Raw genomic sequence first — 17479 nt, 5'->3', positions numbered from 1 at the left:
GCTATGTCGTCGGGGTTACTTCAGCGTGCAGTCGCCGCACTGCTGGACGTCCGGCAGGCGGTAACGCTGGCAGCAGGTGCGGCGAACCAGCAGCCCGTCTCTCATCACGACCGTGCGCCAGAGCGGGTTATGCTGGCCGTCGGAGAGCTGTGGGGAGAAGAACAGCCGCTGGCGCAGCGTCGCGACCAGCTCGTCCCCCAGCAGGCTTCTCATTTCACCCAGATACCCGTTGATCAGATAGCCGGTGTTGCTCCAGATAAGCTTACCGTTGATGTCGCCTGTGGCCTCCAGCGCACAGACGACCGGCATCAGCGTGCGGGTAATCAGTTTCTCCATGCGGCTCACCGGCGGCTCAAGAATAGCGGTTTTATCCTGATGTACCGCCATCCAGAAGCAGGCCGCGCGGCCCGTTTCATGAAATTCGACGCGAACGCGCTCAGGTGAAAGATCGATAGCCTGCCGTTGGGTGAGTAATGCCAGCATCAGCGGCGGCACCTGCAGCCCGATATACCACTGCGCCCAGAGCGACAGCAGCGGTTTGTTCTCTCGCGGCTGTCCCGGCTTATGACGATAGAGATGATCGGAGTAGCAGGCCAGCAGCGCGCGAAGCTCGGCGGGACGGGTCCATTCGGCGAGCGTCATGGCGCGCGGCGGCGGCGTTTCGTCCAGCCGCAGGAATTCGAGCAGGTGCGGGCGATGGGCGTGCAGCGCGTTTCGCAGCGCATCCGCCAGCGACGGAGCGGGTTCATGCGCCACGGAGTGTCTGATAACTGTCTCAGTCAGGGATGCTGTGCGATACGCCATAGCGATGAGAATAAGAAATCTAAATGATAATGATTTCCAATGCTATCTATTGCTGCGGCGTAGCGCAACTCTTTTGCTGATAAATCCTTCGCGGAGGCGATATCAGGCGGGCTGCAGCTGTTCGCTGGTCAGGATGCTGTTGCGCCCCATGTGCTTGGCTTCATACAGCGCCTTATCGGCATTTTCGAGAGCGGCTTCAACATCGTCGCCCTCCAGCGGCGCCAGGCCGATGCTGATCGTCACGTTGGTGGCCACCGTCTGATTAAACATATGGGGAATTTTGAGGTCGTACACGCGCTGACGGATACGCTCCGCGCTTTGCAATGCGCCATCGGGCGTGGTGTTGGTCAGCAGCACCATAAACTCTTCACCGCCATAGCGGGTGACGATATCACGAGAGCGCACGGCATTGCGTATTGCCGCAGAGACCTGGATTAGCGCCTGATCGCCCATCATATGCCCATAGTGGTCGTTATAGGCCTTGAAGTGGTCGATATCGAGCAGCAGAACGAAATGCCCGCTGCCGTCCAGCGCCAGCAGTGTTTCCAGGCGGTTTTGCAGACCACGACGGTTGTAGAGGCCGGTCAGCGGGTCCAGCATGCTCAGATCGTTGAGCGTTTGCCGCTCTTCCAGCAGCTTATACATCAGGCCCTGGGCAAAATCATCGTTACGTTTCTGGATAAGGCTTTGCAGGGAAATCCCGACGAGCGGCAGGGCGATGCAGTACAGCATGCGCACCCAATGGGCGCCGTTGTCAATTATCAGGCAGGCGATCAGCACCGGTAAAGAATGCAGGGTGAAGGCGACAATATTATTCGAAAAAGCGATCACGCCAATAAAAAATATCCCTAATAGCGCAATGATCAGATAGTTAACGCTCGCGCCGGTAAATAGCGGCGCTTTAATTGCTACGTGCCATGCCCAAAGGCAGCCAAAGGTAAAAGAGATAAGCGGAAGATTGATTTTCTTGTGCGAAAAGGCCCAGTGCCCGAGCAGCAGCCCGACGCTGGATAATGCTATCAGCGTTACCGGTATCGTCAGAGCAAACACCTGTGATAACGGGCTGAACACGGAAATGAGTGCTGATGTTAAATTAAGAAATAAAAACAAGCGTAACGAAAACTGATATTTCTTGATACGCAGAGAACGCCAGGATTGTGCTGTCATGTCAGGAAGTCGTTATTAATTGTGGAATTACAGAAACGCCAGCTGCCAGAGTTAACAATATCACGCCGTAAATGTATGACGTGAAAAATATCAGAAATCCTAATCTTTCTGTATCGTCGGCACAATTTATCACCTTCACTCAGGGCTGTCATCAGCGCGTAGGTAAAGTTACTTCATGCGATGGGAATGGAATGCTAATAAATGATAACTATTATCATTATTGGGTTGGGCGGCACAACTCTGTTGCAGCAGATGTTAGCAAACGGTTAGGGCGCTGATGAATTTGAAGCTAATGGGATAAGAGAGAGAAATGCAGGAGTGAGTAAGAAAGCTGGTGCGAGGGGGGGGACTTGAACCCCCACGTCCGTAAGAACACTAACACCTGAAGCTAGCGCGTCTACCAATTCCGCCACCTTCGCACAGACATCTTACTAAATGTATCGCCTCGTTGGTGCGAGGGGGGGGACTTGAACCCCCACGTCCGTAAGGACACTAACACCTGAAGCTAGCGCGTCTACCAATTCCGCCACCTTCGCACAGTGCGAGCGATACTTGCGTGGATTATGGTGCGAGGGGGGGGACTTGAACCCCCACGTCCGTAAGGACACTAACACCTGAAGCTAGCGCGTCTACCAATTCCGCCACCTTCGCATACCATCGATTCTCTATGAAAGAATCGTTACCACGGAGGCGCATTCTAGTGGTTTTCCGCTTTTCGTCAATAGTTAATTGCGGCGTAATGTCTGATTGCTGCAAAAAACATCATCTTCTCTGCCCGCGAGCAGAGAAGACGGACGCCTTACTTTTTCGCCTGGCGGGTCATCACGGTGCGATAGACCTTAAAGCGACCGGTCTGGGCGATAACCTCGTGGAAACCAAAGGTCTCGTCCAGCACCTGCGGGTACGGCAGGAAGGCGTTGGCGACGATGCGCAGCTCACCGCCGCTGTTGAGATGGCGAACCGCGCCGCGAATCAGCGCCTGCGCCGCTTCGAGGCTGGTTTGCAGGCCGTCGTGGAACGGCGGATTCGAAATGATCATATCGAAACGGCCGGTCACTTCTGAAAAGACGTTGCTGGCGAACACGTCGCCTTCAAAACCGTTCGCGGCAAGCGTCGCGCGGCTGGCTTCTACCGCCGGCGCGCTAACGTCGCACAGGGTCAGGCGAACCTTTGGCGAATGGCTGGCCAGTACGGCGGCCAGTACGCCCGCGCCGCAGCCCACGTCCAGCACTTTGCCTTTGGTGTGCGGCGTCAGCGTCGACAGCAGCAGCTGGCTGCCGACGTCCAGACCGTCGCGGCTGAAGACGCCGGGCAGGGTTTTGATGGTCAGGCTGTCCAGCGCGTAGTCGCCCCAGTAGCCGTCGGCGTTAAAGGTCGGCTGTTTTTCCAGACGCCCGTAATACAGGCCGCAGCGGCGCGCGCTGTCGACCTTGTTCATCGGCGCGTACTCCGCCAGCATCTGCTCGGCGCTGCGCACGCCGCTGCGGTTTTCGCCCACCACGAAGATATCGGTGCCGACAGGCATCAGCGACAGAACATTGGTCAGCTGGAACTGCGCTTCCGGCTTGTTTTTGGGCCAGTAGTAGACAAGCGTGTCGCAGTCGGCGACGTCCGCGGCGTCAGCGGTCAGGCTGAAGCGTACGCGGTCGCCCATCGTGCGGCTGAGCGCCTGCCAGTGGTGGAACTGCTGGGTATGGGCGCGGCTGAAAGCCGTTTCGAGACGAGCGGGCAGGTCATCCTGCAGATCGCCGGCAAACAAAATACGGCTTTTTTCGAAATCATCACTGTGGCGCAGCAAGACTTCACTTGCCGGGGTCATGGCAGACATAAAAAGATCCTCAAAAATCGACGGGGGCGATTATAGGGGTTTGTTGGCGCAAGTTCGACGAATTTGCTATATTTCCGCGCCTGACAGACAGGAGAATTACGCGATGACATCCCGACGAGACTGGCAGCTACAGCAACTGGGCATCACCCAGTGGTCTTTGCGTCGCCCAACGGTGCTGCAGGGCGAAATCGCTATCTCACTGCCTGAACATGTTCGTCTGGTGATCGTCGCCGATGCGCTGCCGCCGCTGACAGACCCGATGATGGGCGATGTCCTGCGGGCGTTCGCGGTGACGCCAGACCAGGTTCTGCAACTGACGCCTGAGCGTGTGGCCATGCTGCCGCAGGGCAGCCGTTGCAACAGCTGGCGGCTCGGCGAAGGCGACGCGATAGCGCTGGAAGGCGCTCACGTTACCAGCCCGGCTTTTAATGAACTGCAGGCCAGCGCCCCGGCTCGCGCCGCGCTCTGGCAACAAATTTGCGCCCATGAACACGATTTCTTCCCTAAGCCTGACTGATTTACCGCGCGCCTGGCAGATTGAAAAACGCGCCCACGCCTTTCCCTGGAGCGAGCAGACGTTCGCCAGCAATCAGGGAGAACGCTATCTCAACTATCAGCTGACGGTAGACGGCGAAATGGCGGCCTTCGCCATTACGCAGGTGGTGCTGGATGAAGCCACGCTGTTTAACATTGCCGTGGATCCGGCCTGGCAGCGCCGGGGGTTAGGGCGTGAATTGCTCGAACACGTTATCGATGAAGTCGAAAAACGCGGCGTTGCGACGCTGTGGCTGGAAGTCCGCGCATCGAACGTCGCCGCCATCGCGCTCTATGAAAGCTTAGGCTTTAACGAGGCGACGATACGCCGCAACTACTACCCCACCGCCGAGGGGCACGAAGACGCGATCATTATGGCTTTACCCTTAAAAATGTAAAACAAGGTATAACGATGAAGAAGTGGGACTGGATTTTCTTTGATGCCGACGAGACGCTGTTTACTTTTGACTCATTCAGCGGCCTGCAGCGAATGTTTCTTGACTACAGCGTGACGTTTACCGCCGAAGATTTCCAGGACTATCAGGCCGTTAATAAACCGCTATGGGTGGATTATCAGAACGGGGCCATCACCTCGCTGCAGCTGCAGCATCAGCGCTTTGACAGCTGGGCCGCGCGTCTTAACGTCAACCCGGGCGAGCTTAACGACGCCTTTATGAACGCGATGGCCGACATCTGCGCGCCGCTGCCGGGCGCCGTGCCGCTGCTCGATGCGCTGCAGGGACAGGTCAATATGGGCATTATCACCAACGGCTTTACCTCGCTGCAGCAAATCCGCCTTGAGCGGACCGGGCTTCGCGACCATTTCGATCTGCTGATTATTTCTGAAGAAGTCGGCGTGGCGAAGCCGGATGCGCGCATCTTTGATTATGCGCTGGAGAAGGCCGGTAACCCGGATCGCTCGCGCGTGCTGATGGTGGGCGATACCGCCGAGTCGGATATTCGCGGCGGCATGAACGCCGGGCTGGCGACCTGCTGGCTCAACGCGCACCAGCGGGAAGCCCCGGATGGAATTACCCCGACCTGGACCGTGACGTCGTTAAGCGAGCTGGAGCAACTCCTGTGTAAACATTGATTGCCTGTCCCCGCCTGCCGGGTAAAATAGCCGCATTTTTCAAATTCAACATGCACGGCGTTGCCGTGCCTATTTAAGAAGAACTGACTATGACGTTGTCTCCTTATTTGCAGGAGGTGGCCAAGCGCCGCACTTTTGCCATCATCTCTCACCCGGACGCCGGTAAAACGACGATCACCGAGAAGGTCCTGCTGTTCGGACAGGCTATCCAGACTGCCGGTACGGTCAAAGGCCGCGGCTCCAGCCAGCATGCGAAATCGGACTGGATGGAGATGGAAAAGCAGCGTGGTATCTCGATAACCACCTCGGTGATGCAGTTCCCGTATCACGACTGCCTGGTGAATCTGCTCGACACCCCGGGTCACGAAGACTTCTCGGAAGATACCTACCGTACCCTGACGGCGGTGGACTGCTGCCTGATGGTTATCGACGCCGCGAAAGGCGTTGAGGACCGGACCCGTAAGCTGATGGAAGTTACCCGTCTGCGCGATACGCCGATCCTGACCTTTATGAACAAGCTCGACCGCGATATCCGCGATCCGATGGAAGTGCTGGATGAAGTGGAAAGCGAGCTGAAAATCGCCTGCGCGCCGATCACCTGGCCTATTGGCTGCGGCAAGCTGTTCAAGGGCGTTTACCACCTCTATAAAGACGAAACCTACCTGTACCAGACCGGTAAAGGCCACACCATCCAGGAAGTCCGCATCGTTAAAGGTCTGGACAACCCGGAGCTCGATAACGCGGTGGGCGAAGATCTGGCGTCCCAGCTGCGCGACGAGCTGGAGCTGGTAAAAGGCGCCTCTCACGAGTTCGACAAAGAGCTGTTCCTGAGCGGCGAGATTACGCCGGTGTTCTTCGGTACCGCACTCGGCAACTTCGGCGTTGACCATATGCTCGACGGCCTCGTCGAGTGGGCGCCAGCACCGATGCCGCGTAAAACCGACACCCGTGAAGTGGTTGCCAAAGAAGAGAAATTTACCGGCTTCGTCTTCAAAATTCAGGCCAACATGGACCCGAAACACCGTGACCGCGTGGCGTTTATGCGCGTGGTGTCCGGGAAATATGAAAAAGGCATGAAGCTGCGCCAGGTGCGTACCGGCAAAGATGTGGTTATCTCCGATGCGCTGACCTTTATGGCGGGCGACCGTTCCCACGTGGAAGAGGCCTATCCGGGCGATATTATCGGCCTGCATAACCACGGCACTATCCAGATAGGCGATACCTTTACCCAGGGCGAGATGATGAAGTTCACCGGCATCCCGAACTTCGCGCCGGAACTGTTCCGTCGTATCCGCCTGAAAGATCCGCTGAAGCAGAAGCAGCTGCTGAAAGGGCTGGTACAGCTGTCCGAAGAGGGCGCGGTGCAGGTCTTCCGTCCTGTCGCCAACAACGATCTTATCGTTGGCGCGGTGGGCGTGCTGCAGTTTGACGTGGTCGTGGCGCGCCTGAAGAGCGAATACAACGTTGAGGCGATTTATGAATCGGTCAACGTGGCGACCGCTCGCTGGGTGGAAAGCGCCGACGTGAAGAAATTCGAAGAGTTTAAGCGTAAAAACGAAGTGCAGCTGGCGCTGGACGGCGGTGATAACCTCACCTATATCGCGCCGACCATGGTTAACCTGAACCTGACGCAGGAGCGTTATCCTGACGTGACGTTCCGTAAAACGCGCGAGCACTAATCCTCCTCAGAGCACGGCGCCCGCCGTGCTCTTCTTGCCATCCTGCCCATTGATTCCACCGCGGAAAGTTCTTAATTGCGCCGCGTCGCCCCCCATATCGGTTGTTTTTCGCGCGTTTCCTGAGCGAGTCGGCAATTGTGTTCTATAGTAAAGTCGGCAAGTTCATGGATGACGGCAGCACTCCCGCCTGGCGGGGAATTCGGGCCAGCCGCGTGGGCGCCTGAGCTTACCCGGCGGCGGATATCAGCGATGGTGGAAGGAGGAGCGTATGTTTCGTTGGGGCATTATCTTTCTGGTTATCGCGCTGATTGCGGCGGCGCTGGGCTTTGGCGGCCTGGCGGGCGCTGCGGCCAGCGCGGCAAAAATCGTCTTTATCGTCGGGATTATCCTGTTCCTTGCGAGCCTGTTTATGGGACGCCGACGCCCTTAGCGCACCGCGCGTTTGTTCATTCTTCGTAACATAAAGCCAGTCCAGCGGACTGGCTTTATTGGTGCCAGAGCGGTGAAAACTGCGTTATGGTGGTGTGACAACAAAATCAACACAGGAAAGCAGTGTGGGACAGCGAATTCCAGTGACGCTTGGAAACATCGCTCCGCTCTCCGTCTCGCCTTTCCGTCCAGGGCCGATGGCGCTGGTCTGCGAGGGCGGGGGTCAGCGCGGCATTTTTACCGCCGGGGTGCTGGATGAGTTCATGCGTGCGACGTTTAACCCTTTCGACGCCTGGTTTGGCACCTCCGCGGGGGCGCAAAATCTTTCCGCCTACGTCTGCAACCAGCCCGGCTATGCGCGTAAGGTGATTACCCGCTACACCACCACGCGAGATTTTTTTGACCCGATGCGCTTCGTGCGTGGGGGAAACCTTATCGATCTCGACTGGCTGGTTGAAACCACCGCCCATAAAATGCCGCTGTCGATGGACGTTGCCGCACGACGCTTTGACGAGGGAAAAGCGTTCTTTATGTGCGCCTGTCGCGGCGACGACTATACCCCGGGCTATTTTGCGCCGACCAACCAGACCTGGCTCGATCTTCTCCGCGCCTCCAGCGCGATCCCGGGCTTTTACCGTACCGGGGTGACGCTGGACGGAGTGAACTACCTGGACGGCGGCGTCAGCGACGCGGTTCCGGTGCAGGAGGCCGCGAAGCGCGGCGCAAAAACCATTGTGGTTATCCGCACCGTGCCTTCGCAGATGTATTACACCCCGCAGTGGTTTAAGCGTATGGAGCGCTGGCTTGGCGAAAGCAGCCTGCAGCCGTACGTGAATCTGGTGCAGCATCACGAAAAAACGTACCATGCCATTCAGCGGTTTATTGAGAAACCGCCGGGTAAAATCCGGGTTCTGGAGATTTATCCGCCTAAGCCGCTGCGCAGCATGGCGCTCGGCAGCCGTCTTCCGGCGCTGCTGGAGGATTATAATACCGGCCGTCAGTGCGGACGCTATTTCCTGGCGACCATGGGTAAGCTGCTTGCCGACAGGCCGCCGCTTCGCCGCTATACGCCGCGCAGCGCCACCCGGGCATCGGTTATCCCGACGCCTGCCGCCGCGGCGAACGACGTTCAGCACGGCGCGCAGTTTGATAATGAGGATTCGGCGTGAGCCTGCGTTTTATCGACACCCATTGCCACTTTGATTTTCCCCCCTTTGTTGATGATGTCCCGGAGAGCCTGGCGCGCGCCGCACAGGCTGGCGTTGAGCAGATAATCATTCCGGCGACGCAGGCATCCCGCTTTGCGGCGCTGATGGCGCTTGTTGATAACCATGCGCCGCTGTACGCTGCGCTGGGGCTGCACCCGATCGTAATTGAACAGCATGATGACGAGAGCCTGGCGGTGCTGGAAAACTGGCTGAAACAGCAGCCGGAAAAGCTGGTGGCGGTGGGCGAAATTGGCCTCGATCTGTATCGGGATGCGCCGCAGTTCACGCGCCAGCAGGCGGTGCTTGACGCTCAGCTCGCGCTGGCAAAACGCTATGATTTACCGGTCATCCTCCACTCCCGGCGAACCCATGACAAGCTGGCGATGCACCTGAAACGGCATAACCTGCCGCGCACCGGCGTGGTGCACGGTTTTGCCGGGAGCCTGCAGCAGGCGGAGCGCTTTGTGCAGCTGGGCTACTACATCGGCGTCGGCGGCACGATAACCTATCCGCGGGCGAGCAAAACGCGCGAGGTGATGGCGCGTCTTCCGCTCTCTGCGCTGCTGCTGGAAACCGACGCGCCGGACATGCCGCTAAACGGCTTTCAGGGCCAACCGAACCGCCCTGAACGCGCCGCGCAGGTATTTGCTGCGCTGTGCGAGCTGCGTAGCGAAGCGCCGGCCGCTATTGCGGATGCGCTCATCCGCAATACGAACAAATTGTTTGCCAGCTTATAAGTAGCATGCCGGGAGGAGGAGATGGCTTATCCCCCGGTCCCGCAGCGCCTGCGCCAGCGGTTCCACATCCTCCGGCCGGGCGCTGCGCCATTGCTGCGCCTCCCCGTACACGCCGTGGGCATGAAAAGCGTTAAGCCGGACCGGCACCTCCCCCAGCGACCGAATAAATGCGCTGAGCGGGCCGATCGCCTGCAGGTAGTCGCTGTGCCCGGGGATAACCAGCAGCCGCAGTTCGGTCAGTTTTCCGCGCTCCGCCAGCCAGCGGATGCTTTCCCGAATACGGCTATTGCCGCGTCCGGTTATCGCCGTATGCACCTGATCGTCCCAGGCCTTGAGATCGACCATCACCCCGTCGCACAGCGGCAGCAGTTTTTCCCATCCGCTCACGCCCAGCTCGCCGTTGCTGTCGACGAGACAGGTCAGATGGCTCAGGGCGGGCGTCATGCTTATCCGTTCGAACAGCGCGCAGATAAACGGCAGCTGCGTGGTGGCTTCGCCGCCGCTGACGGTAATGCCCTCGATAAACGGCGACGCTTTGAGGATCTGCTGCAGAACGTCGTCGACCGACATCTGCTGCGCCATCGGCGTCGCCTGCTGCGGACACATATGCAGGCAGGTATCGCACTGCTGGCAGTCGGCCTCCTGCCAGTACACTCGCCCGGCCTGAAAGCTCAGCGCGCCGTGCGGGCAGTGCAGGACGCACTCCCCGCAGTCGTTGCAGCGCCCCATCGTCCACGGGTTGTGGCAATTCTTACAGCGTAAATTGCAACCCTGCAGGAACAGCGCCAGACGGCTGCCCGGGCCGTCGACGCAGGAGAAGGGGATGATTTTACTGACTAAAGCGCATCTGCTGTTCATGGCTAATCACTCGCGGCTGGCGTTCCAGGATACGGGTGTTGCGGGCGGCCTCTTCGCCGAGCCAGGTGGTATTGGTGCGCGAGCCCGCTTCGCGGTATTTCTCCAGATCCGACAGGCGCACCATGTAGCCCGTCACGCGCACCAGATCGTTGCCGCTGACGTTGGCGCTGAACTCGCGCATGCCGACCTTAAAGGCGCCAAGGCAGAGCTGCATCACGGCCTGCGGATTGCGTTTTACCGTCTCGTCGAGGGTCAAAATGTCGCTTATGCCGGCGTGGTAGTGAGCGTGATGCGGCGCGACGGTCAGCAGGTGGTTGACCGGGTCCGGCTCCTCGCCGTAGGGGATGCGCACGCCGGGGGTGGTACCGCTGTCGGAGCTGATGCCGGACTGCGCGTGCAGCAGCGCCCGCTGCCGCCAGCCAAATTTCACCGGCGTGTTCTCAACAAAATCAGCGAGCTGCGCGCTGATGCGTACGCCAAGAGCGTTTGCCGCATCGTCTTTACCATACTGCGCCGCGGTACCCTCTTTTTCACACAGCAGATTGACCGCTTCGGCGAGGGCGTAAATGCCGAACATTGGCGCAAAGCGCTGCGGGTCTATCAGCCCTTCCGTCACCAGGAAGCTATTCTCAAAGAAGTGCGACTGTTCGTAGAGAAAGGCGCAGCGGGCGTCGATGATGTCAATCTGCTGCTGGCAGTACCACGGCAGCGCCCGGCCAAAGAAGTCGTCTACTGAGCGGCTTTGCTCGGCGACCGCTTTCAGATTGAGGCGCACCAGCGTACTGCCGCCGCCCGCCAGCGGCAGCGAGTTGTAACAGCTGACGATACCCCAGTCGCCTTTTGTGAAAATTTTATCATTCACCGGGCCGTTAGATATATGGGGCTTGCTGCATTCGCAAATGTTTTTACTGACCTCAAGCAGCAGGGAATCCGGCGTAATTTGCGGGTCATAGATAAAGGTAAGGTTAGGCGCGACCTGCTTAAGCTCAGCATCAGCGCGTAAAATAGCGCGAGTGACGGGGGTATCCTGCGGGCCGATATTGACGTGGGTAAAGGCGTCAGGAAGCGTTCTGTCGAGATAGCGCCAGAAACGTTTTATTCGAATATCGATCTCTTCTTATGTTAGAATTCTAACATACGGCGCAAGCAACACATCGAGATGGCCGAGGTACACCGGCATCGAGGTTACGGAAGGCACGTGGTGGTACAGGATGGTGAGCAGCGACAGCGCATCGTCGAGATCCTGCGCGCCCTCCAGCTCCAGCCACTGTGAGCCGTTGGCAAGAAAGCGGGCGTAGTCCGGCAGCACATAGCGGGGTTTGTAAGGCGCATGCCCTTCAAACATATCGCAAATGACGCCGTCGTCCAGCGCGGCGCGGGCGTCAGCGGAGAGCGCCGGATAGGGCAGGGCGTTTTCCGCCTCAAGCGCCAGAAAGTGGCGTTTTTGTTCCGGGCTTAGCGTTTTACTTGTCACAATATTCTGGCAGCGTTGCTCAAATTCGTCAGACATAGCGGTTCCTCAGGCGCGTGGGCGATAGGGTCATTGTAGTGAAAAGGGCAAGAGCGACTTTTGATCCATCTTCCCCTGGGGGTGCCATAAAAGGTGATTTGCATCTCATCTCAGTAATGCAAATTTGCATTCAGTTTTCATTAACTGTGATGAGGATCGAAGTGTGGATGTGGGTCGGTGTTAAAATAGTCACAGACCTGCAAGGTAAATAATTGACGATTTCGGAGATAACATGACTGATTTGACTGCAAGCAGCCTGCGTGCGTTAAAACTGATGGACCTGACCACCCTGAATGACGACGACACGAATGAGAAAGTGATCGCGCTGTGTCATCAGGCGAAAACCCCGGTAGGCAACACTGCCGCTATCTGTATTTATCCGCGTTTTATTCCGATCGCACGTAAAACGCTGAACGCACAGGGCACGCCGGACATCCGCATTGCGACCGTCACCAACTTCCCGCACGGTAACGACGATATCGATATCGCGCTGGCGGAAACCCGTGCCGCGATTGCTTACGGCGCCGATGAAGTGGACGTCGTGTTCCCGTACCGCGCGCTGATCGCCGGTAACGAGACGGTGGGTTTTGAACTGGTGAAGGCCTGCAAAGACGCCTGCGCTGCGGCAAACGTGCTGCTGAAAGTCATTATCGAAACCGGCGAGCTGAAAGAAGAGCGGCTGATTCGTAAAGCGTCTGAAATTTCCATCAAAGCCGGTGCGGATTTCATCAAGACCTCTACCGGTAAAGTGCCGGTTAACGCGACCCCGGAAAGCGCGCGCATCATGATGGAAGTGATTCGCGATATGGGCGTGGAGAAAACCGTCGGCTTCAAACCGGCAGGCGGCGTGCGTACGGCGGAAGATGCGCAGAAATTCCTGGCGATTGCCGACGACCTGTTCGGCGCCGACTGGGCGGATTCACGCCACTACCGCTTTGGCGCTTCCAGCCTGCTGGCAAGCCTGCTGAAAGCGCTGGGTCACGGCGACGGCAAGAGCGCCAGCAGCTACTGATTGCCAGACAATGCCGGATGACGCTTCGCTTATCCGGCCTACAGGATCGTAGGGCGGGTCAGCGTAGCGCCACCCGCCACATTTCCCCCGATTCCGCATGGAGGTTACCTTGTTTCTCGCACAAGAAATTATTCGTAAAAAACGTGATGGTCACGCATTAAGCGACGAAGAGATCCGCTTCTTTATTAACGGGATCCGCGACAACACCATCTCTGAAGGGCAGATTGCCGCCCTGGCGATGACCATTTTCTTCCACGATATGACGATGCCGGAACGCGTATCGCTGACCATGGCGATGCGGGATTCAGGAACCGTTCTGGACTGGAAAAGCCTTAACCTCAACGGCCCGATCGTGGATAAGCACTCCACCGGTGGCGTGGGCGACGTTACGTCGCTGATGCTGGGGCCAATGGTCGCTGCCTGCGGCGGCTATATCCCAATGATTTCAGGGCGCGGCCTCGGTCATACCGGCGGCACGCTCGACAAACTGGAAGCCATTCCGGGCTTCGATATCTTCCCGGACGACAACCGCTTCCGCGACATTATTAAAGACGTGGGCGTGGCGATTATCGGCCAGACCAGCTCGCTTGCCCCGGCGGACAAACGTTTTTACGCCACTCGCGATATCACCGCGACCGTCGACTCCATTCCGCTGATCACCGCCTCGATTCTGGCGAAAAAGCTGGCGGAAGGGCTGGATGCGCTGGTGATGGACGTGAAGGTAGGCAGCGGCGCCTTTATGCCGACCTACGAGCTTTCTGCAGCGCTTGCCGAGGCCATCGTTGGCGTCTCCAACGGGGCCGGCGTGCGCACTACCGCGCTGCTGACCGACATGAACCAGGTGCTGGCCTCCAGTGCAGGCAACGCCGTCGAAGTGCGCGAAGCGGTGCAGTTCCTGACCGGCGAGTACCGCAACCCGCGCCTGTTCGACGTCACTATGGCGCTGTGCGTGGAGATGCTTATCTCCGGCAAGCTTGCCAAAGACGATAGCGAAGCCCGCGCCAAACTGCAGGCGGTGCTGGATAACGGCAAAGCGGCGGAAATCTTTGGCCGCATGGTGGCGGCGCAGAAAGGACCGACCGATTTCGTGGAAAATTACGCGAAATACCTGCCGACGGCGATGCTGAGCAAGGCGGTCTATGCGGATACCGAAGGTTTTGTCAGCGCCATGGATACCCGCGCGCTCGGCATGGCGGTCGTCTCTATGGGCGGTGGTCGTCGCCAGGCCTCCGATACTATCGATTACAGCGTCGGCTTTACCGGGATGGCGCGTCTGGGCGACAGCGTTGACGGACAGCGTCCGCTGGCGGTTATCCACGCCAAAGACGAAAACAGCTGGCAGGAAGCGGCGAAGGCGGTCAAAGCGGCCATTAAGCTTGACGATAAAGCGCCGGAAAGCTTGCCTTCGGTCTATCGCCGTATCACCGAATAGCGGTATACTGATCTGATCGAATTTTTATGAAGCACTAAGTACGGAGAATAGAGAATATATGAAACGTGCATTTATTATGGTGCTGGACTCCTTCGGCATCGGCGCGACAGAAGATGCGGCGCGCTTTGGCGACGTCGGCGCTGATACCATGGGCCACATTGCTGAAGCCTGTGCAAAAGGCGAAGCGGACAATGGCCGTAAAGGCCCGCTGAATCTGCCTAACCTGACCCGTCTGGGCCTGGTGAAAGCGCATCAGGGTTCTACCGGTAACATCGCAGCCGGTATGGACGCTAACGCCGAAGTGGTGGGCGCATACGGCTGGGCGCATGAGCTCTCTTCCGGTAAAGACACCCCGTCAGGCCACTGGGAAATCGCCGGCGTGCCGGTACTGTTCGACTGGGGCTACTTCTCCGATCACGACAACAGCTTCCCGCAGGAACTGTTGGATAAGCTGGTTAAGCGCGCTAACCTGCCGGGCTACCTCGGCAACTGCCACTCTTCCGGCACCGTGATTCTGGACCAGCTCGGCGAAGAGCATATGAAAACCGGCAAGCCGATTTTCTATACCTCTGCTGACTCCGTGTTCCAGATTGCCTGCCATGAAGAGACCTTTGGCCTGGATCGCCTGTATGAGCTGTGCGAGATAGCCCGTGAAGAGCTGACCGAAGGCGGTTACAACATCGGCCGCGTGATCGCGCGTCCGTTCATCGGCGACAAAGCGGGCAACTTCCAGCGTACCGGCAACCGCCACGACCTGGCCGTTGAGCCGCCGGCGCCGACCGTACTGCAGAAGCTGGTTGACGAGAAAGACGGCCACGTGGTCTCCGTGGGTAAAATCGCGGATATCTACGCTAACTGCGGCATCACCAAAAAAGTGAAAGCCACCGGTCTGGACGCGCTGTTTGACGCCACCATCAAAGAGATGAAAGACGCTGGCGATAAGACCATTGTGTTCACCAACTTTGTCGACTTCGACTCCTCCTGGGGCCACCGTCGCGATGTGGCGGGCTATGCGGCAGGCCTGGAGCTGTTTGACCGCCGTCTGCCGGAGCTGATGGCGCAGGTAGGGGAGGATGACATCCTGATCCTCACCGCCGATCACGGCTGCGACCCGACCTGGAGCGGTACCGACCACACCCGTGAGCACATTCCGGTGCTGGTGTACGGCCCGAAAGTAAAACCGGGCTCGCTCGGCCATCGCGAAACCTTCGCGGATATCGGCCAGACGCTGGCGAAATACTTTGGTACGTCCGACATGGAATATGGCAAGGCCATGTTCTGAATCATGTTGGGTGCGGTCTGATGCCCTCACCCCGACCCTCTCCCACAGGGAGAGGGAGAAATTAAATAAAAAGGAACTGAAGATGGCAACTCCTCACATTAACGCAGAAATGGGCGATTTCGCAGACGTAGTTTTGATGCCGGGCGACCCGCTGCGTGCGAAGCACATTGCAGAAACTTTCCTCGAAGACGTGCGTGAAGTGAACAACGTTCGCGGCATGCTGGGCTTCACCGGTACCTACAAAGGCCGCAAAATCTCCGTCATGGGTCATGGTATGGGGATCCCGTCCTGCTCTATCTACACCAAAGAGCTGATCACTGACTTCGGCGTTAAGAAAATCATTCGCGTGGGTTCCTGCGGCGCTGTTCGCATGGACGTTAAGCTGCGTGACGTGGTTATCGGTATGGGCGCGTGCACCGATTCCAAAGTGAACCGTCTGCGTTTTAAAGATCATGACTTTGCGGCCATTGCCGACTTTGGCATGGTGCGTAACGCGGTGGACGCTGCGAAAGCGCTGGGCGTTGACGCGCGCGTGGGCAACCTCTTCTCTGCCGACCTGTTCTATGCGCCGGACGGCGGTGAAATGTTCGACGTGATGGAAAAATACGGCATCCTGGGCGTGGAAATGGAAGCGGCGGGCATCTACGGCGTGGCGGCTGAGTTTGGCGCGAAAGCCCTGACCATCTGCACCGTATCTGACCACATCCGTACGCACGAGCAGACGTCTGCCGCTGAGCGTCAGACCACCTTCAATGACATGATTAAAATCGCGCTGGAATCCGTTCTGCTGGGCGATAAAGAGTAAACGCTGTTGTGCCCGGTGGCGCTACGCTTACCGGGCCTACCTGTTCCGTAGGCCGGATAAGGCAGCCGCCATCCGGCTTTTTATCAGCGCACTGCGCGGGCCATCCACGCCGACAGTTCCCGCAGCTCTTTTTCCTGTTCCGGGAAATCTTTTGACAACGCATCACACGCCTGCTGCAGCATATCCGCGCGATACAAACAGCCCTGCAAACGCTGCGCCAGCGCTTCCAGCGGCGCCGGGTTCAGGCTGTCGGTAAAGACCTGCGCACGGGTGATATGCCCTTTCTCAACGTCAAAATGCAGCTCGACGCCGCCCCAGCTAAAACGCTCGTCCAGCAGATGGGAGAAGGCGGGCGCCTGGCCAAAATTCCACTCCCAGCTGCTCTGGCGGGCAAAGGTTTCGGCAAAGTTCGGCAGGTCCGGCGCTTTGTCCGGCGAAATCACTTCCGCATCCACCCGTTCGCCATAATGGGCAAAGAACGCCTCGCGAATGGCGGAGCAGACCTGCTCATGGGTGATGCCCGGCAGCAGCTCGACAAGGTTCGCCACCCGGCCGCGTACGGAGGTAATACCTTTGGCCTGCAGCTTTTTGGGGTCGGGATTGAGGTAGTTAGCCAGACGGCTGAGATCGGCATTGAGCAGCAGCGTGCCGTGATGAAAACCCCGATCTTTGGTTTCACGGTAGGCAGAGCCAGAAACTTTACGGCCGCCTTGCGCGGTGTCGACCACCAGGTCGTTGCGCCCGGAGGCCTGCGCCGTAACGCCGAGCGACGCGAGCGCGTTCAGCACGATCGCCGTGGAGACCGTTTTGTCATATTCCGGCTTGCCCGCCATAAAGGTAAAACAGGTATTGCCGAGATCGTGAAACACCGCGCCGCCGCCGCTGCTGCGGCGCGCCAGGCGTACGTTGTCCTCTTCCATCCGCCGGGTGTTGCACTCTTTCCACGGGTTCTGCGCCCGGCCAATTACCACGGTATCGGCATTGCGCCATAAGAACAGCACGCGCTGAGTGGCCGGCATCTGGCGAAAAATACACTCTTCGACCGCCAGGTTGAACCAGGGGTCCCAGGAGTCCGAGATAAGCAGGCGCAGCGTCGACATG

At 58.3% G+C, this 17479-nt stretch carries 16 protein-coding genes, 3 tRNA genes and 1 pseudogene; 11 read left to right on the top strand and 9 right to left on the bottom strand.

Translation table 11 applies throughout. From position 1 onward, the window contains the following. Positions 1-15: 15 nt before the first annotated feature. From fhuF to rsmC, 6 genes are all read right to left on the bottom strand, one after another. Positions 16-804: a siderophore-iron reductase FhuF gene (gene fhuF, locus ENTCL_RS18800; RefSeq protein WP_013367727.1), complete on the bottom strand. Its 789-nt coding sequence runs from the start codon at positions 802-804 to the stop codon at positions 16-18. Positions 805-906: 102 nt separating this feature from the next. Continuing rightward, positions 907-1971: a GGDEF domain-containing protein gene (locus ENTCL_RS18795; protein WP_013367726.1), complete on the bottom strand. Its 1065-nt coding sequence runs from the start codon at positions 1969-1971 to the stop codon at positions 907-909. Between the two features lie 332 nt (positions 1972-2303). Then, positions 2304-2390 (bottom strand) — tRNA-Leu (locus ENTCL_RS18790). A 30-nt stretch (positions 2391-2420) separates the two neighbouring features. Beyond that, a tRNA-Leu gene (locus ENTCL_RS18785) sits at positions 2421-2507 on the bottom strand. Between the two features lie 28 nt (positions 2508-2535). Further along, positions 2536-2622: transfer RNA gene (locus ENTCL_RS18780), tRNA-Leu, on the bottom strand. A 148-nt stretch (positions 2623-2770) separates the two neighbouring features. Continuing rightward, complete coding sequence (gene rsmC, locus ENTCL_RS18775) at positions 2771-3799, bottom strand: 16S rRNA (guanine(1207)-N(2))-methyltransferase RsmC (protein ID WP_013367725.1); 1029 nt, start codon at positions 3797-3799, stop codon at positions 2771-2773. A gap of 103 nt (positions 3800-3902) precedes the next feature. On the opposite strand from rsmC, the gene ENTCL_RS18770 reads away from it, so the two are divergent. The 7 genes from ENTCL_RS18770 to ENTCL_RS18745 all read left to right on the top strand — a co-directional run bounded on the left by ENTCL_RS18770 (position 3903) and on the right by ENTCL_RS18745 (position 9479). Further along, on the top strand, positions 3903-4316 hold the full coding sequence (locus ENTCL_RS18770; protein WP_013367724.1) for a DNA polymerase III subunit psi: 414 nt from the start codon (positions 3903-3905) through the stop codon (positions 4314-4316). Then, positions 4285-4731, top strand: a complete 447-nt coding sequence (gene rimI, locus ENTCL_RS18765) for a ribosomal protein S18-alanine N-acetyltransferase (RefSeq protein WP_013367723.1) — start codon at positions 4285-4287, stop codon at positions 4729-4731. The genes ENTCL_RS18770 and rimI overlap by 32 nt, the downstream gene beginning before the upstream one ends. A gap of 14 nt (positions 4732-4745) precedes the next feature. Continuing rightward, positions 4746-5426, top strand: coding sequence for a pyrimidine 5'-nucleotidase (gene yjjG, locus ENTCL_RS18760; protein WP_013367722.1), 681 nt, complete (start codon positions 4746-4748; stop codon positions 5424-5426). 89 nt (positions 5427-5515) lie between these two features. Continuing rightward, entirely contained in the window at positions 5516-7105 is a 1590-nt protein-coding gene (gene prfC / locus ENTCL_RS18755; protein WP_013367721.1) for a peptide chain release factor 3, read from the top strand. Between the two features lie 268 nt (positions 7106-7373). Continuing rightward, a complete protein-coding gene (locus ENTCL_RS23205) occupies positions 7374-7535 on the top strand; it encodes a DUF1328 family protein (protein ID WP_013367720.1) in 162 nt (53 codons plus the stop codon). Between the two features lie 124 nt (positions 7536-7659). After that, positions 7660-8703, top strand: coding sequence for a patatin-like phospholipase family protein (locus ENTCL_RS18750; RefSeq protein WP_013367719.1), 1044 nt, complete (start codon positions 7660-7662; stop codon positions 8701-8703). Further along, on the top strand, positions 8700-9479 hold the full coding sequence (locus ENTCL_RS18745; RefSeq protein WP_013367718.1) for a metal-dependent hydrolase: 780 nt from the start codon (positions 8700-8702) through the stop codon (positions 9477-9479). The genes ENTCL_RS18750 and ENTCL_RS18745 overlap by 4 nt, the downstream gene beginning before the upstream one ends. On the opposite strand, the gene ENTCL_RS18740 is transcribed toward ENTCL_RS18745, so the two are convergent. Together ENTCL_RS18740 and ENTCL_RS18735 are read right to left on the bottom strand one after the other, a co-directional pair. Next, the gene (locus ENTCL_RS18740; protein ID WP_013367717.1) at positions 9474-10337 is read right to left on the bottom strand and encodes a YjjW family glycine radical enzyme activase; all 864 of its coding nucleotides are present in this window, start codon (positions 10335-10337) and stop codon (positions 9474-9476) included. The genes ENTCL_RS18745 and ENTCL_RS18740 overlap by 6 nt on opposite strands. After that, positions 10309-11847: pseudogene (locus ENTCL_RS18735) on the bottom strand (YjjI family glycine radical enzyme). The gene ENTCL_RS18740 and the pseudogene ENTCL_RS18735 overlap by 29 nt, the downstream one beginning before the upstream one ends. 232 nt (positions 11848-12079) lie before the next feature. On the opposite strand from ENTCL_RS18735, the gene deoC reads away from it, so the two are divergent. The 4 genes from deoC to deoD all read left to right on the top strand — a co-directional run bounded on the left by deoC (position 12080) and on the right by deoD (position 16378). Beyond that, complete coding sequence (gene deoC, locus ENTCL_RS18730) at positions 12080-12859, top strand: deoxyribose-phosphate aldolase (RefSeq protein ID WP_013367716.1); 780 nt, start codon at positions 12080-12082, stop codon at positions 12857-12859. A gap of 109 nt (positions 12860-12968) precedes the next feature. After that, positions 12969-14291, top strand: coding sequence for a thymidine phosphorylase (gene deoA, locus ENTCL_RS18725; RefSeq protein ID WP_013367715.1), 1323 nt, complete (start codon positions 12969-12971; stop codon positions 14289-14291). A gap of 58 nt (positions 14292-14349) precedes the next feature. Continuing rightward, a complete protein-coding gene (gene deoB, locus ENTCL_RS18720; protein WP_013367714.1) occupies positions 14350-15573 on the top strand; it encodes a phosphopentomutase in 1224 nt (407 codons plus the stop codon). An 82-nt stretch (positions 15574-15655) separates the two neighbouring features. After that, a complete protein-coding gene (deoD, locus tag ENTCL_RS18715; RefSeq protein ID WP_013367713.1) occupies positions 15656-16378 on the top strand; it encodes a purine-nucleoside phosphorylase in 723 nt (240 codons plus the stop codon). 83 nt (positions 16379-16461) lie between these two features. Here the strand turns inward: deoD and lplA are convergent, their stop codons facing one another. Next, complete coding sequence (lplA, locus tag ENTCL_RS18710) at positions 16462-17478, bottom strand: lipoate--protein ligase (protein ID WP_013367712.1); 1017 nt, start codon at positions 17476-17478, stop codon at positions 16462-16464. Position 17479: the final 1 nt, after the last annotated feature.

Source organism: [Enterobacter] lignolyticus SCF1, from assembly GCF_000164865.1.
GTDB classification, from domain to species: Bacteria; Pseudomonadota; Gammaproteobacteria; order Enterobacterales; family Enterobacteriaceae; genus Enterobacter_B; species Enterobacter_B lignolyticus.
Note: the sequence above shows the minus strand (reverse complement) of the source record. Positions and strands in the feature narration are given on the sequence as shown.